At 70.4% G+C, this 13,967-nt stretch carries 13 protein-coding genes; 7 read left to right on the top strand and 6 right to left on the bottom strand.

Features of this window, described 5'->3' with window-relative positions:
* Positions 1-15: 15 nt before the first annotated feature.
* From QRX60_RS44745 to QRX60_RS44735, 3 genes are read left to right on the top strand one after another with little or no spacing between them, the layout of a single operon-like run.
* On the top strand, positions 16-1,173 hold the full coding sequence (locus QRX60_RS44745; protein ID WP_285997532.1) for a CaiB/BaiF CoA transferase family protein: 1,158 nt from the start codon (positions 16-18) through the stop codon (positions 1,171-1,173).
* Positions 1,170-1,988, top strand: coding sequence for an FAS1-like dehydratase domain-containing protein (locus tag QRX60_RS44740; RefSeq protein ID WP_285997531.1), 819 nt, complete (start codon positions 1,170-1,172; stop codon positions 1,986-1,988). The genes QRX60_RS44745 and QRX60_RS44740 overlap by 4 nt, the downstream gene beginning before the upstream one ends.
* Complete coding sequence (locus QRX60_RS44735; protein WP_285997530.1) at positions 1,985-3,010, top strand: alcohol dehydrogenase catalytic domain-containing protein; 1,026 nt, start codon at positions 1,985-1,987, stop codon at positions 3,008-3,010. The genes QRX60_RS44740 and QRX60_RS44735 overlap by 4 nt, the downstream gene beginning before the upstream one ends.
* A 13-nt stretch (positions 3,011-3,023) precedes the next feature.
* On the opposite strand, the gene QRX60_RS44730 is transcribed toward QRX60_RS44735, so the two are convergent.
* From QRX60_RS44730 to QRX60_RS44715, 4 genes are read right to left on the bottom strand one after another with little or no spacing between them, the layout of a single operon-like run.
* Positions 3,024-4,313, bottom strand: coding sequence for an MFS transporter (locus QRX60_RS44730; protein WP_285997529.1), 1,290 nt, complete (start codon positions 4,311-4,313; stop codon positions 3,024-3,026).
* Positions 4,314-4,325: 12 nt separating this feature from the next.
* The gene (locus tag QRX60_RS44725; RefSeq protein WP_285997528.1) at positions 4,326-5,468 is read right to left on the bottom strand and encodes a M20 family metallopeptidase; all 1,143 of its coding nucleotides are present in this window, start codon (positions 5,466-5,468) and stop codon (positions 4,326-4,328) included.
* The gene (locus QRX60_RS44720) at positions 5,465-6,673 is read right to left on the bottom strand and encodes a dipeptidase (protein ID WP_285997527.1); all 1,209 of its coding nucleotides are present in this window, start codon (positions 6,671-6,673) and stop codon (positions 5,465-5,467) included. The genes QRX60_RS44725 and QRX60_RS44720 overlap by 4 nt, the downstream gene beginning before the upstream one ends.
* Positions 6,674-6,702: 29 nt before the next feature.
* Positions 6,703-7,833, bottom strand: a complete 1,131-nt coding sequence (locus tag QRX60_RS44715; RefSeq protein ID WP_285997526.1) for a CapA family protein — start codon at positions 7,831-7,833, stop codon at positions 6,703-6,705.
* A 124-nt stretch (positions 7,834-7,957) separates the two neighbouring features.
* Here QRX60_RS44715 and QRX60_RS44710 point away from each other — a divergent pair, with 124 nt between their 5' ends.
* Positions 7,958-8,761, top strand: a complete 804-nt coding sequence (locus QRX60_RS44710) for an IclR family transcriptional regulator (protein ID WP_285997525.1) — start codon at positions 7,958-7,960, stop codon at positions 8,759-8,761.
* Here the strand turns inward: QRX60_RS44710 and QRX60_RS44705 are convergent.
* Complete coding sequence (locus QRX60_RS44705; RefSeq protein ID WP_285997524.1) at positions 8,736-9,563, bottom strand: alpha/beta fold hydrolase; 828 nt, start codon at positions 9,561-9,563, stop codon at positions 8,736-8,738. The two genes, QRX60_RS44710 and QRX60_RS44705, sit on opposite strands and share 26 nt — an antisense overlap.
* Positions 9,564-9,664: 101 nt before the next feature.
* Between QRX60_RS44705 and QRX60_RS44700 the strand changes: the two genes are divergently transcribed.
* On the top strand, positions 9,665-10,780 hold the full coding sequence (locus QRX60_RS44700; protein ID WP_285997523.1) for an oxidoreductase: 1,116 nt from the start codon (positions 9,665-9,667) through the stop codon (positions 10,778-10,780).
* A gap of 302 nt (positions 10,781-11,082) precedes the next feature.
* Positions 11,083-11,403 (top strand): hypothetical protein, encoded by a 321-nt coding sequence (locus QRX60_RS44695; protein ID WP_285997522.1) that lies wholly within the window; start codon positions 11,083-11,085, stop codon positions 11,401-11,403.
* 809 nt (positions 11,404-12,212) lie between these two features.
* Here the strand turns inward: QRX60_RS44695 and QRX60_RS44690 are convergent.
* Positions 12,213-13,400 carry a recombinase family protein gene (locus QRX60_RS44690; protein WP_285997521.1) on the bottom strand — a complete coding sequence of 396 codons (1,188 nt, stop codon included), beginning with the start codon at positions 13,398-13,400 and terminating at the stop codon, positions 12,213-12,215.
* 202 nt (positions 13,401-13,602) lie between these two features.
* On the opposite strand from QRX60_RS44690, the gene QRX60_RS51730 reads away from it, so the two are divergent.
* Complete coding sequence (locus QRX60_RS51730) at positions 13,603-13,959, top strand: hypothetical protein (RefSeq protein WP_408630181.1); 357 nt, start codon at positions 13,603-13,605, stop codon at positions 13,957-13,959.
* The last annotated feature ends 8 nt before the right edge of the window (positions 13,960-13,967 follow it).

The raw sequence follows: 13,967 nt of genomic DNA, 5'->3' as shown, positions 1-13,967 counted from the left end.
TACGAAAGGCTCTCCATGCTTCCTCTCGAAGGCACGACCGTCGTCGCGCTGGAACAGGCGGTCGCCGCTCCCTTCGCGACCCGGCAGCTCGCCGACCTCGGCGCCCGCGTCATCAAGGTCGAACGCCCCGGCGCCGGGGACTTCTCCCGTGGCTACGACCGGACGGTCCACGGCGACTCCAGCTACTTCGTCTGGCTCAACCGCGGCAAGGAGTCGATCGAGCTGGACATCAAGGACCCGGCCGACCGCCGCGTGCTCGACGCGATGATCGCGGCCGCCGACGTGGTGGTCCAGAACCTCGCACCGGGTGCGGTGGGCCGCCTCGGCCTCGACGCCGCGACCCTGCGGGCGGCCCGTCCCGACCTCGTCCACTGCTCGATCTCGGGCTACGGCCCCGGCGGCCCGTACCAGGCGAAGAAGGCCTACGACCTGCTGATCCAGTGCGAGGCCGGGCTCGTCGCCGCCACCGGCACGCCGGAACAGCCGAGCAAGGCCGGGATTTCCATCGCGGACATCGCGACGGGCATGTACGCCTACTCGGGCATCCTCACCGCGCTGCTGCGGCGAGCCGCCACGGGTGTCGGCGCGACCGTCGAGGTCGCCATGCTCGACGCGCTGGGGGAGTGGATGATCCAACCGGCGTACCACGCGGTCTACGGGGGTTCGGAGACTCGCAGGACCGGGGCGAAGCACGCGTCGATCGCCCCCTACGGGCCTTACCGGGCCGGCGACGGCAACCAGGTTTTCCTGGCCGTCCAAAGCGACCGCGAATGGGTTCGGTTGTGCCGGGAGGTGCTCCGGCGCCCGGAGCTGGCCGGCGACCCGCGGTTCGCCCACAACCCCGAACGCGTCGCCCACGACCACCTGATCGGGCCGCTGATCGAGTCGGCGCTCGCCGCGTTCGACGCCGACCAGGTCGTCGAACTGCTCGGCGAGGCCGGGATCGCGTGTGCCCGCTTGCGCAGGCCGGGTGAGCTCCTCGACCATCCGCAGCTCGCCGGGCGTGCTCGCCGGCAGCAGATCCAGGCCCCTGGTGGTGTCGTCCGGGCGTTGCTGCCTCCGGTCGACATCGACGAAGTGGAGCCGGTGCTGGGCCCGGTGCCCCGGCTCGGCGAGCACAACGACGCCCTCCGCGCCGAATTCGGGTTTTGCCGCGAGGAGGTCACCCCGTGATCGAGCGCACCGAAGTGCTGCAACCGGAGCCCGCCGTGGCGCTGGCCCGGCTGCTCGGCGTCGATCCGCCGGACCTGGAGGACGACGGGCTGCCGCTGCTGTGGCATTGGGTCTACCTGCTCGATCGGCCGCACCAGGCCGATCTCGGGCCGGACGGCCATCCCGTGCGCGGGGTCGTCCCGGCCCCGCCCGCGCCCGGACGCCGGCGCATGGCGGCCGGCGGCCGCGTCACCCGGACCGGGCCGCTGGTCGTCGGCCGGGCCGCGACCCGGCGCACCGAAGTCGTTTCGACGACGGACAAGACGGGCCGTTCGGGCCCACTGACCTTCGTCGTCGTCCGGCACACCATCAGCCAGGACGGCGAGGTGAAGGTCGTCGAGGAGCAGGACATCGTCTACCGCGACGCCGCGGCCGCCGCCGTCTCGGCGACGACGGCCACCCCGGTGCCGCCCGAAGCGGACGAGCGGGCGTTCCCGGTTGATCCCACCGTCCTGTTCCGCTTCTCGGCGTTGACCTACAACGCCCACCGCATCCACTACGACCGCGACTACGCCCGAAATGTCGAGGGCTACCCGGGGCTGGTCGTCCACGGCCCGCTGCAGGCGCTGGCCATGGCGGAAGCCGTCCGCGAAACCGGGGCGACGGCCACCGCGATCGAGTATCGGGTCGTCGCGCCGCTGTTCGACCACCAGGGTCTGGTGGTGCGTGCCCCCGGAACCGGCTCGTCCCGGCGGGTCTCCGTCCGCGACCACGGCGGCCGGATCACCGCGAACGGACTGGTCGAAACACCCGCTGAAGAAAGGAAAACACGATGAAGGCCGCAATCGTCCGGCAAGCCGGTGTCGTCGAAATCGACGACGTGCCGCGTCCCCCGATCGGCGAGGGGGAGGTCCTGGTCCGGCTCCGGGCCGCCGGGCTCAACCGCGCCGACGTGCTCGTCCGGGACGGGCGGTTCGCCGAACAACCGCCGTTCCCGATCATCCTCGGTGTCGAAGGTGCCGGAGACGTCGCGGCGGTCGGCGGCGCGGTCACGAACGTCGAGGTCGGGCAACGCGTGGTCCTGCTGCCCATGCTGGGCTGCGGCGTCTGCGACGCCTGCCGGTCCGATGTGGACAGTCGCTGCCGCGGGCTGAAGTTCCTCGGCGAGCACACCGACGGCACCTACGCCGAGTACCTCGCCGTCCCGGCCCGCAACGCCGTCCCGGCGCCGGATTCCCTGACCTACGTCGAGCTGGCGGCGAGTCTGCTCGCGTACCTGACGGCCTGGCACATGCTGGTGACGCGCGGCGGCCTGCAAGCCGGTGAAACCGTGCTGGTCGTCGGCGCCGGGAGCGGCGTCGGTACGGCCGCGGTGCAGCTCGCCGCCGCTCTCGGCGCGCGGGTCGTCGCCACCACCGGCACCGACGACAAGCGGGACTTGCTGCGGGGGATCGGCGCCGACGAAGTCGTGAACTACCGGCAGGTGCCCGGATTCGGCGCGGCGGTCCGCTCGCTGACGGACGGGCGGGGCGTCGACCTCGTCCACAACTCGGCGGGCGGCGCGACGATCCAGGAGTCCATCCGGGCGCTGCGCCCCGGTGGCCGGCTTATCGGCATGGGCTCGCACTCCGGTCCGCACGCCGACATCGACCTGTACAGCGTCTACCGCCACGAGATCGACTTCCGCGGGGCGCACGCCGGGGACCTCCGCGAAGTCCCCGACGTCCTCGCCCTGCTCGCCGCGGGGAAGGTGCGGCCCGTGGTCGACTCGGTGTTCGCCCTGGCCGACCTGGTCCGGGCGCACGAACGGCTGGTGAGCCCGGACCGCTTCGGCAAGGTCGTGCTGACGATCGACTGATCCGCCGTCCTGGTCAGTCGATGACCTTGTCCTTCGTTTCGGGCATCGTCAGGTAGACGACCAGGCCGATCGCGGCGGCGATCGCGCAGTACAGCCACACCCACGTCCCGAGCCCGTGGGTGGTCAGCCACGTCGTGAGGTACGGGACGGTGCCGCCGAACACCGCGACCGACAACGCGTAGGGGAGGCCGATGCCGGTCGCCCGGACCTCCGGCGGGAACTGCTCCGCCATCACGGCCGCGACGTTGGCCGAATAGCCGAGCAGCAGGACCAGCCCGGCGACCTGGACGAGCAGCAGCAGCCGGAAATCACCGTCCAGCAGCCGGAACGCGGGCCACGCGAGCAGCAGGAACCCGCCGGCGAACGCCACCAGGGTGGGCTTGCGGCCGATCCGGTCGGACAGCATCCCGGCGAACGGCAGGAGGACCACGAACGTGACGAGCCCGATGACGTTGGCCAGCAAAGCCTGGTTGAGCGGGATGTGCGTGGACACGGTCGCATAGGTGGGCAGGTAGGTCAGCCACATGTTGTAGAGCACGACGCCGGCGATGTTCAGGCCGAACACGCGCAACGCCGCCTTCGGGTGCTGCCGGAGCATCGTCACGAGGACGTTGCGCCGGTCGCCGCGAACGTGGCGGAACGAAGCCGTTTCCTCCACCGAGCGGCGCAGCCAGAGCCCGATGAGCCCGAACAGCGAAGCGACCACGAACGCCAGGCGCCAGCCCCAGCTGTCCACCGCCTGCCGGGGCAGCGCCGAGGTGACGATCGCGCCCATGCCCGAAGCGATGAGGATGCCGACACCGACCGAGACCTGTTGCCACGAGCCCGCGAACGCCCGGCGGCCGGGCCCGGCGGACTCCACGAGGAAGGCCGACGCCGAACCGAATTCGCCGCCGGCGGCGAAGCCCTGCGCCATGCGCGCGATCACCAGGATGATCGGCGCCGCGAGGCCAACCTGGGCGTAGGACGGCGAGACGCCGATGACGAACGTCGCCGCGGCCATCAGGCCGATCGTGAGCACGAGGCCCTTCTTGCGGCCGTGCCGGTCCGCGTAGGCACCCATGACCGCGGCGCCGATCGGCCGCACGACGAAGCCGACGGCGAAGATGGCCAAAGTGGACAGCAGGGCCGCGCTGTCGTTGCCCGGCGGGAAGAAGTGGTGCGCGAAGACGGACGAGAACGTCGTGTACACCGCCCAGTCGATGAACTCGACGGCGTTGCCGATGCTGCCGGCGACGAGCGCCCGGCGGTTGCCCCGTCCGGCCTTTGCCGCCGGGGCCGTGCCGATCCGCGTGGGTTCCATGGTCGTTCTCCTTCAGTTCCCGGAGGCCGTCAGCCGGGCCCGGATCGGTGCGGACCGAGCGACGTCCGCGATCGTCAGCGCCATCGCCAGGCCGCCGTCGTGCACGAACCGGTCGCCTTCCGCGCTGCCGGCCGCGGCCGCGAAGGCGGCCGTGTGGTTCCCGTCCTCCGCCGGGAGGTCGAACGACAGCATGGGGTGCAGCGCGGGGATCACCTGCGAGACGTTGCCCATGTCCGTCGAGCCGAACAGCTTGTCCGGGTAGTCCGGGAACGTGCGGCCCAAGGTCTTCGCGTGGGTCTCGAACAGCGCGGCCAGGCCCGGGTCGTGCCGGAACTCGCGGTACAGCGACGGCTGGGTGGTGAAGTCCACGGTGGTTCCGGCCGCGAGCGCGCCGGCTTCGAAGCACCGGCGGACCCGGGCCCAGACCTCGTCGACTTCGGCGATGGTGTCGCAGCGGATCATGCACTCGGCCACCGCCCGATCGGGGATGACGTTGACGGCCGAACCGGCCTCCTGCACCACGCAGTGGACCCGGACGCCGTCGCGTAACTGCTGCCGCAGCAGCCCGATGGCGGTCTGCGCGACGACCGCCGCGTCGGCGGCGTTCAGCGCGTTCCACGGGCGCGACGCGTGACCGCCCCGGCCGGTGTACTCGATCCGCCAGGATCGCGAGGCCCGGAACTGGGGACTGACGACGTCCTTCAGAGACGGGTGCACCATCATGGCCGCGTGCGTCCCGGTGAAGACGCCGCGGTTGACCATGATTTCCTTGCCGGTGCCGCGTTCCTCCGCCGGCGTGCCGAACACCTTGAGCGTCAGCCCCAGCTCGTCGGCGAACGGCGCCAGCGCCAACGCCGCGCCCACGGCCGCCGCGGCGATCGTGTTGTGCCCGCAGCCGTGCCCGATCCCGGGGAGTGCGTCCATCTCGGCGCAGATGCCGAACACCAGCTCACCCGAACCCACCGAGGCCACGAACGCGGTGGGCAGGTCCGCCACCGGCTTCTCGACGGCGAATCCGTGCCGAGCCAGGACGTCGGTGATGGCGGCCGAGGTCCGGTGCTCCTCGAAGGCGAGCTCGGGATCGGCGTTGATGGCGTGCGACAGCGCCAAGACGTCGTCGAGGTGCCGGGCGAAAGCGCTTTCGATGCCGGTCATCGCCACACCTCGCCCAGCAGCCGCAGGATGTTGCCGCCGAGCACGGCGGTGATCTCGTCGTCGCGGTACCCGTGCTCGACGAGCCAGCCGGCGATGTTGCGGAAGTTCTCGGTCGGGTTCTCGAGCCCGTCGACGTGACTGACCCGCTCCCACTCGAGGTCACCCGCGTCGAACACGGTCGACGAGCCGATCACGTCGCTGATGGCCTTCTGGAAGGCGGCGTGGTCGCCGTAGAGCGTGTCCGGGCCGAACGCGACGTGCTCGATGCCCATCACCTCGACGGCGTGGGTGAAGTGGTCCATCACCGACTCGATGGACTGTGCCCGGTGGTCGTAAGACAGGGTGGTGTGCGGCGCCGCCTCGATCCCCAGCACGCCGCCGCGCTCCGCGCAGGCCTTGAGGACTTCGTCCGGTTTCATCCGGGCGATGGGCCAGACCGCCCGCGCGCCGGCGTGCGTGATCGCGATGGGCTTGGCCGACGCCTCGATCGCGTCCAGGCTCGTCCGGTCGCTCGCGTGGGAGACGTCGATGAGCATGCCCACGGCGTTCATGCGCTCGACCGCGCGCCGGCCGAAGGCGGTCAGGCCGCCGTCGCGCCGCTCCTTCTGGCCGCTGCCGAGCGTGTTGGCCTCCGCGTAGACCAGGCCCATCTGCCGGATGCCCAGTCCGTAGAGGACGTCGATGCGATCGAGCTCGTTCTCGATCATGCCGGCGGACTCGGTGCCCATGACGAAGGCGACGTGCCCGTCGCGCTGGGCGCCGAGGATGTCTCCGACGGTGCGGGCGACGACGACGCCGTCCTGGTGGGCGAGGTCGGCGAGCCGCAGGCCCAGCGTCGTGATGAGGTCGTCCCACTTCCAGCCCGCCCGGCGCGTGCTGCCGATGACGCCGAACCAGTTGTCGAAGACCGCGGTCAGGCCGGCCCGACGCAGCTCGGCGAACGCGGTGAACTCGTGCTTGGCGCGCAGGAAGTCGCGCGTGTCCGCGAAGTCGGCCGGCAGCAGCTGCGGGTGGTCGTGGAAGCTGATGGTCACGTTGTCCGCCAGCAGGCGGTCGATCCGCGCCCGCCGGTCGTCGTCCGAACCGGCGGTGAAGCGGCTTCGGCGGGCACTCGGATCGGCCAGTTCCACGGCGGGGAAGTCGGCTCCACGCCGGAGGTAGGGGAACGATTCGTAGTCGTCGGGCTTGGCGGCGGGGCTGTACATCGGGAACGCTCCTCTGCGGTCGGTGGCGGCTAGGCGGTCGTGACTTCGGCGGCGGTGCGCCGCACGGTGCCGTCGCCGTCCACGACGATGGCCGGGTCCAGCGCCCGGGACGCCTCGGCGAACTGCGCCAGGATCGAGGCGGCGACGTCCGGCCTCGGGAGGACCGGCTGGCTGTCCGGGTCGAGTTCGATCGGGTCGAGGCGCAGGGTGGGGCCGTCGGCGCCGCCCAGCCCGACGCGGAACACGGCGCTTTCGAACCAGGGGCCGCGCACCAGGGCGGGCTGGTAGGGGGCCGCCGGGTGGGCGTCTTCCTTCGGCACCATCGCTTCGGCGTTCCAGCCGTCGCACCAGTCGAAGACGAAGTTGCCGGTCGAGTACAGGATCATCCCGTTCCGGTAGAACTCCACGGGGTGCAGGCAGTGGGGGTGGTGCCCGATGACGAGGTCGACGCCCGCGTCGATCAGCCGCCGGGCCAAGGGCTGTTGGTACTGGGCCAGCGGCCCCTGCGCCGCGGGCAGGTAGCAGTGCGGAACGCCCCAGTGCAGTGCGACGACGACGAAGCCGTTGTGCCGCTTCGCCTCCCGGACCAGGGCTTCGACCGCCCGCACGTCGGGCTCGTGGGCGCCGGAATGGACGAACGGCGGCGTGCCCGGCGTCTCGTCCAGGAAGCCGCTGTCGTACTCGAAGGACTGACGCACCCGGATGGCGCCGATGCCCGCGCGGTCCGCGGTCGCGTCGAAGCCCCGCGGTAGCGCGCAGCAGAAGCTGAAGAACGCCAGGCTTTCCCCGCCGGCCGAGACGACTCGGGCGCGCGTCGCTTCGGCGCGCGTTTCCCCGAAGCCGGCGTGGCCGACTCCGGCGGCGTCGAGCGCGCGGACGGTGTCGCGCATTCCGTCGGCGCCGTAGTCCAGCGCGTGGTTCATCGCCAGGGACACCAGGTCGAACCCGAGGGCGGCCAGCTCCGCGGCGCCCGACGTCGGGGCCCGCATGGCGACCAGCTTTTCCGCGCGCTGCCCCCGTCCGGTGAGCGGGACTTCGAGGTTGCCGATGGTCAGGTCGCCGCCGCGCAGGAGCCCGAACGCCGAAGCGCCGGGGTCGGAGCCGCCGCGACGGCGCGGCCACCCCGAGACGACGACATCGCCCACAACAGTCAGATCCACGGCAACTCCGTTCCATAATGCGGCACGCTGTGCCGCAGAGTAGACCGACGCGGTCGACGTTGTAAAGAAGCCGCTGTGCCGGGATGAGGTACGGCAGTGCGTCCAGTGGTACGGTCGTGGCCTCATGGGCACAGCAGGCGACGGCGGCGAACCGGACAAGCCGAACAGCAGCATCCGGTCGATGAACAGCGTGCTGAGCACGCTTCGCGTCTTCGAAGAAGTCGCGGTGCGCCAGCCGATCGGCGTCTCGGAACTGGCCCGCGTGACGGGCATCCCGAAGAGCTCCGTCCAGCGCTGCCTGGTCACCCTCGAACAGGCCCGCTGGCTCCGGATCGTGGACCGCGAGCACGCGCGGTGGGGCGTCACGATGAAGGCGCTCGTGCTGGGCCTGCGCAGCGCGGGCGAGCAGGACCTGCGCGAAGTGGCGACGCCGGTCATCAAGGGACTGGCCGCCGAAACCGGCGAAACGGTGCTCCTCGGCCTGCGCGACGGCGACGACTACCTGATCGTCGCGCGCGAGGACAGCTCACAGCTCGTCCGCGTTTTCATGGAGATCGGCACGCGGGTGCCGCTCGGGGGGAGTTCGGGGGGCGTCGCGATTCTCGCCCGCCTCGAACCCCAGGAGGTCGACGAGCTCCTGCGGGCCGAGCCCCGGGAGTTCGAAGGCGCGCCGCTGCTCGCTCCCGACGACCTGCGGAAGGAGATCGCCCGGACCACCGAGCGTGGCTACGCCATGAACATGTCCTCGTGGTACCGCCCGCACGTCGCTTCCCTCGGCGCGGCGATCACCAACGCGGCCGGACGACCCATCGCGGCGGTCACCTTGAGCATCCCGGAGATGCGGTACCAGTCCGCGCAGGAAGAGCAGCTGGCCAAGAAGGTCGTCGCGGCCGCGGACGAGATCAGCCGCCTGCTCTCGTCCCCCTGACAGCCTGCGCGCTCACGACGCCGGCGATGAGCTCGGCCGTCCCCTCCGGTGACTCCACCGGGAAGTGGTGACTGCCGAGGTCGACGAGCACCACGTCGACCCGGCCCGCCAGCCGGTCGAGGGCTTCCCGGGTGACCAGTTCGCGCACGCCGAACACAGTGATCGGCTGCTCCACTCCGGCGAGCGCCTCGTCCATGTCCCAGGCGACGAGACCCTCGAACGCCCGGGTCCCGGCCGGCTGCCGCACCGCGGCCATCTTGGCGAAGTGCGCGTCCTTGAGCGCCGGGTCGGTGCCCGGGGGCGAGCCGGCCTCGACCATCGCGCGGACCAGCCCGGCGAAGTCGTCCCGCAGCGGTTGCAGCAATCCCCGGGCTTCCTCTTCGCCCATGGCGCCGAAGAGGAAGAGGTAGTGCAGGGCGTCGAGCGCGATGATGTGCCGGACCCGCCCGGGACGCAGCCGGCCGGTCTCGACCGCCACCGCCCCGCCGAGGGAATGCCCGACGACGACGCACTCGGTCACCTCCTCGGCGTCGAGGACCGCGGCGACGTCGCGCGCGAACTCCTCGATCGTCCAGGCGTCGCGCGCCGACCGCGATTCGCCGTGCTCGGCGAGGTCCACCGCGAGCACGCGGTATTCGTCCGGCAGGAACCCGGTCAGCGCGTCGAAGTCCGTCCGGTTGCACGCCCAGCCGTGGACGAGGACGACCGTGGGTCCCTCAACCGGTCCGCTGATCGAATACCGGATGGACGTCTCGTCCGGTCGGTGGACTTCGCGGCTGTCCGTCATCCGGGTCGTCGCCATGCCTGCTCCTCGTGCCACTATGCGATACGACGTATCGATGAGTAGCATGACGGTAAGTCCGCCGTGGGGGCATGTCAATCGCCGAGTGAAGGAGCAGCGGGATGCCGCCGACCCTCTTCAGCCCGATCGAGATCCGCGGGGTGCGCCTGCCGAACCGCGTGGTCGTGTCCCCGATGTGGCAGTACTCCGGAGTGGGCGGCCGGCCGACGCCGACGCACACCGTCCACTACGGACGGCTGGCCGAAGGCGGCGCGGGGCTGGTCATCCAGGAAGGCACGACGGTGGACCGGCGTGGCCGGGGCACCGTGGGGGACCTCGGTCTTTGGGAGGACCGCGTGGTCCCGCTCTACGCGCAGCTAGTGGAGGTCGTCAAAGCCGGCGGCGCCGTGCCGGGCATCCAGCTCATCCACGCCGGCCGCAAAGGGCGCCGCAACCCGCCGTGGCTCCCCGGCACACCACCGCCGTCCGCGGACTGGCCGCTACTCGCGCCCAGCGCGGTCCCCATGGGACTCGAGGGGGCCGAGACCCCGGTCGAAATGACGCTGCGCGACATCGAAGACACCGTGGCGGCTTTCGCGGACGCCGCTCGACGGGCGGATGAAGCCGGGTACGAGGTGCTCGAACTGCAGGCGGCCCACGGCTACCTGATCCACAGCTTCCTCTCGCCGCTGGCGAACCGGCGAACCGACCGCTACGGCGGGTCGGCGGAGAACCGGTTCCGGTTCCTCGTGGAGATCGTCGACCGCATCCGGACGGTCTGGCCGGACGCCAAGGCGCTGTTCGTCCGCCTTTCGTGCGTCGACGTCGAGTGGACGATCGACCAGACCGTCGAGCTGGTCGGGGAGTTGCGGGCCCACGGCGTCGACGTCATCGACTGCAGCGCCGGAGGGATCACCGGGCTGCCGTTCCCCGGCCTGAAAACCGGCTACGGCTACCAGGTGCCCTACGCGCATCAGATCCGCGATCGGACGGGGAGCAGGACGATGGCCGTCGGGCACATAGTCCACGCGGTACAAGCGCAATCCGTCATCGAGGACGGCCGGGCGGACCTGGTCGCGCTCGGCCGAGAGCTGCTCTACAACCCGAACTGGCCGCTGGACGCCGCGCGCAAACTGGGCGTGCCCGATCCCTACGTCCGCGCCCCGGCGCGCATTTCGCACTGGCTCGGCAAACGGGAGCAGAGCTTCCCGGGATTCGTGCCGTCCACCGGGGGGTGAGCTGCCCTCGGTCGTCGAACAGCCGGACGGCGCTGAGCCTGCTCGACCGCAAAACAGCGCACCCGCGGCTCGCCCGCGGTCGGCAACTCCGGCTGCGCCACGGGCAAGCATCCCTTGTCTGCGACAGCGATCCGGTTCGCGAAGGTGCGCTGGCGAGTTCGGCGAACTCGTGGGTGAAGTCGATGTCGTTGCGGCTGGTGAGCACGGTGGTGCTGGCCGGGGCGATCTGCATGCAGGCGCGGTGGCCGTCGACCTTGAGGTGCGCTCATTCCGCTTGCCAAGCCCGTCTCAGACCGTGACCTGTGAGAACTGACCCGGAGGGCGAAGCCGCGGGTTTCGGCAGCCTGGCGGCGGTGCCGGCAGCGGTGGCCGGGCTCGCGGCGCTCCTCGGCGTCCGGGAAGCCACTTGGCTCGGCGAGCCGGACCCCTTATCTTTCGCAGGCTTCCTGCCGTTGACGTCGGCGCTCGCCAAGCTGGTGTCAGACGGCTTGCGGCATAGCACAGCGGTGCCGGTCTCCGATTCGACCGCGCTGGCGCTGGCGTTGGCTCGCCGAGGCGACTCGGGAAGGATCGTGGGCAATGATCACCGGCATACCCGACATCGGTGTGACAACTGCCGCTGAACTGGCGTCGGGCCGGAGCGGCTCGCCCCTATCCCCGGCCTCGGAATCGAGGTCGCCGCGGTGCTCTCGGCGTTGATCGACGGGTTCGATCTGGTCGTCCTCCGCCCCACCGTCGCCTGCAGCTTCGTGAAGGAAGGCAGGATTCCCAGGGGTAGCGGAGTCGGCGAGGCGCAAGTGATGCTGTCGATGTCAGGCGCCCAGTCCGATGGATTACCGATCGTGACGTGTCCGTCGAAACAGGGTGGGATGGCATTGGCGGGGTGCGTGCCGCTGCCACCGGCGTACTCCATGTAGAACCGGATCGCGGCCTGGTTGCCGTAAGACGCGGTTTCGTTGAGCGCGTTGTCCAGGATGGACCAGTCGTAGTGCCCGCAGTCCGAAGCGTCTTTCATCACCTCGGATAGACCGAAGTAGCTCCAGGTCAGCGAATGCGGGTAGCCGGTGTTCTGGTTGTTCCCGGGTTGTTCGAAGCGAGCGAATCCTTGAGGGGATTGTCCAGCGGGGAGCCAGCGCGCGCGAGGGTGTGAACGGGAAGGGCGGGGTCCGGGGACGGACCGGGGGAGGGACGAGCAGGTGCCCCCTGAGCCGCGGCATGAGCGCTGGGCGCGGCTTGGCCGAGGGCGGGCAGCGTCGTGAAGACGCACACCAGGATGGGGAGATGGTCCGTGCGAGAGTCGCTACTCTGCGCTACTATGGTCGCATGATCTCCCCGAACACGGGAGATATCCCACGTATGGGGGTTCAAGTCTCGGACACAGTATTACCCCACGGATCGCGAAACGCGATCTTGGAACTGGTTCGATCGTAGCTCAGCTTGAATCGATCTCCTGTAGTCGCCATCCGGCGTTGTCGCAGATGATGAACTGTCTCGAGCCTCGTAACATCGTGGCGACGTGACTGCTTCGCGTTCGGTCAGGCTCGAGCCTGGTGCAGCCGTCGTTGACCTGGTCTTCAAGTCTCATGTTGATCTGGTCGACGAGCTGGTCTTCGCGGATGTAGAGCGTCTTCGCTCGCTCTTGGCTCGCCAGCTGGGTGCTGGTGTAGCCGTGACGGCAGCGGTAGGTCGGGCGTCCGTGGTTCCAGTGCGAGTCCAGCCGCCGGTCGCACACGCCGCAGCGGATCAAACCGGCGAGCGCGAACCGGCGGGTCCGGCCGTCGCGAGCTGGTCGGGCCGCCCGGATCTGCTGCGCGGCGAGGAAGTCCTGTTCGGTGACGAGTGCCGGATGTGCGGCCTTCACAGACAGTGCAGGTATGGACGCTGGGCCGCTGGTGTCGGTGGCGCGGCGGTTCCAGGTCTGGCGGCCGGTGTAGCGCGGGTTCGCCAGGATCACGGCGACCGTGCGCAAGGTCCAAGCGCCTCGAGTTCGGTGGCGATTACGGTCCGGGTCGGCGCTGGACGGGCACGGGACACCGCGCTCGTTGAGGTGCCGGGCGATGCTGGCGACGCTGTGCCCGGCCAGGCGTTGCCGGAACATCCAGCTCACGTGCGGCGCCGTTCGCGGGTCGGGAGCAAGGCGTTGCAGCCGCCGGCCCCAGCGGGCGTCGGCGGGGTTGGGGTGGGGGCCGGCGTCGACGAGCTGATAGCCGTAGGGCGGCCGGCCGCCGAGGTAGCGGCCTTGCTGGGTGGCCTGGTTGTGCATTGCGGCCAGGACGCGGTGGCGGGCGCGGAGCACTTCGCGCTGCGATTGGGTGGCCAGCAGCGCCAACAGTGCCCGGTGGTCGCGATTGGCGAGGTCGACCGGGCCTCCTGTCTCGGGCAGCCACAGCTGGAGGCCGTGCCGAGTGCGCCAGGTGTAGAGGGTGGCGAACTGGATGCCGGTGAAGGCGCGTTCGTATTCGCCGATCACAATCGCATCGATCGCGGATTCTGAACTCGAGGCCGCGGTCATGAGCCGGGCGGTCTGGGTGCGTTGCCGCCATGGGACGCGGCGTGAGGTGCCGGCGTCGAAGTAGGCGGCGACGACCTGGCCGTGGCCCGCGACCAACTCGTCGGCCATGTCGCGTTGCCAGCCCTGTGAGGACACGCGGTCTTGATGGCGGGTGGTCGAGGTGTGGCCGTAGAAGGCGAATCGCAGGCCGTTGACCTGAACGTTTGTGGATGCTGGGCTGGTCTGGTTCTTTCTGCGCGAGTAGGTCCGCAGCGTCGTTCGCAGGAGGGAACTGGGCCGGGTGTGGTTGGCGCGGATGCACGTTGGACCGATGGCGAGGCTGGCGACTTATGACGACGTGTTCGAGTTCGTTCGCCCGTTCGGCGCAGCGGATCGGGTGCTCGCAGGCCGTATAACGATCTATACGACGGGGCTGACGCGATCAGCGCATGAACGACGCGGCGTCGTCGACCTGCGCGGGCGAGAGGCCGCGGCGCCGCATCGGTATGCCGTGCCGGTGGAGGATGCGGCTGACCGTTCGCTGTTTGACGCCGAACCGGTCACCGAGCTCGTGCACCGTCGGGCCGGATCGGTAGTCGGCGATCAGCCGCCCGACTTGTCCGGAGCCGAGTTGCCGGGCGCGGGGGGAGCGCGGCGGCCAAGATCGCTGTGCTCCCTCCGCTGCTAGCGTGCTGG

Source organism: Amycolatopsis mongoliensis (assembly GCF_030285665.1).
In the GTDB taxonomy this organism is placed as follows: domain Bacteria; phylum Actinomycetota; class Actinomycetes; order Mycobacteriales; family Pseudonocardiaceae; genus Amycolatopsis; species Amycolatopsis mongoliensis.
This window is presented reverse-complemented; position numbering and strand designations above follow the sequence as displayed.

Excerpts from the sequence above, each read along its gene's own strand:
- QRX60_RS44745 (WP_285997532.1), top strand. The coding sequence starts at position 16 with ATGCTTCCTCTCGAAGGCACGACCGTCGTCGCGCTGGAACAGGCGGTC.
- QRX60_RS44735 (WP_285997530.1), top strand. The coding sequence starts at position 1,985 with ATGAAGGCCGCAATCGTCCGGCAAGCCGGTGTCGTCGAAATCGACGAC.
- QRX60_RS44730 (WP_285997529.1), bottom strand. The coding sequence starts at position 4,313 with ATGGAACCCACGCGGATCGGCACGGCCCCGGCGGCAAAGGCCGGACGG.
- QRX60_RS44725 (WP_285997528.1), bottom strand. The coding sequence starts at position 5,468 with ATGACCGGCATCGAAAGCGCTTTCGCCCGGCACCTCGACGACGTCTTG.
- QRX60_RS44720 (WP_285997527.1), bottom strand. The coding sequence starts at position 6,673 with ATGTACAGCCCCGCCGCCAAGCCCGACGACTACGAATCGTTCCCCTAC.
- QRX60_RS44710 (WP_285997525.1), top strand. The coding sequence starts at position 7,958 with ATGGGCACAGCAGGCGACGGCGGCGAACCGGACAAGCCGAACAGCAGC.
- QRX60_RS44705 (WP_285997524.1), bottom strand. The coding sequence starts at position 9,563 with ATGGCGACGACCCGGATGACGGACAGCCGCGAAGTCCACCGACCGGAC.
- QRX60_RS44700 (WP_285997523.1), top strand. The coding sequence starts at position 9,665 with ATGCCGCCGACCCTCTTCAGCCCGATCGAGATCCGCGGGGTGCGCCTG.
- QRX60_RS44690 (WP_285997521.1), bottom strand. The coding sequence starts at position 13,400 with ATGGCCGACGAGTTGGTCGCGGGCCACGGCCAGGTCGTCGCCGCCTAC.
- QRX60_RS51730 (WP_408630181.1), top strand. The coding sequence starts at position 13,603 with ATGGCGAGGCTGGCGACTTATGACGACGTGTTCGAGTTCGTTCGCCCG.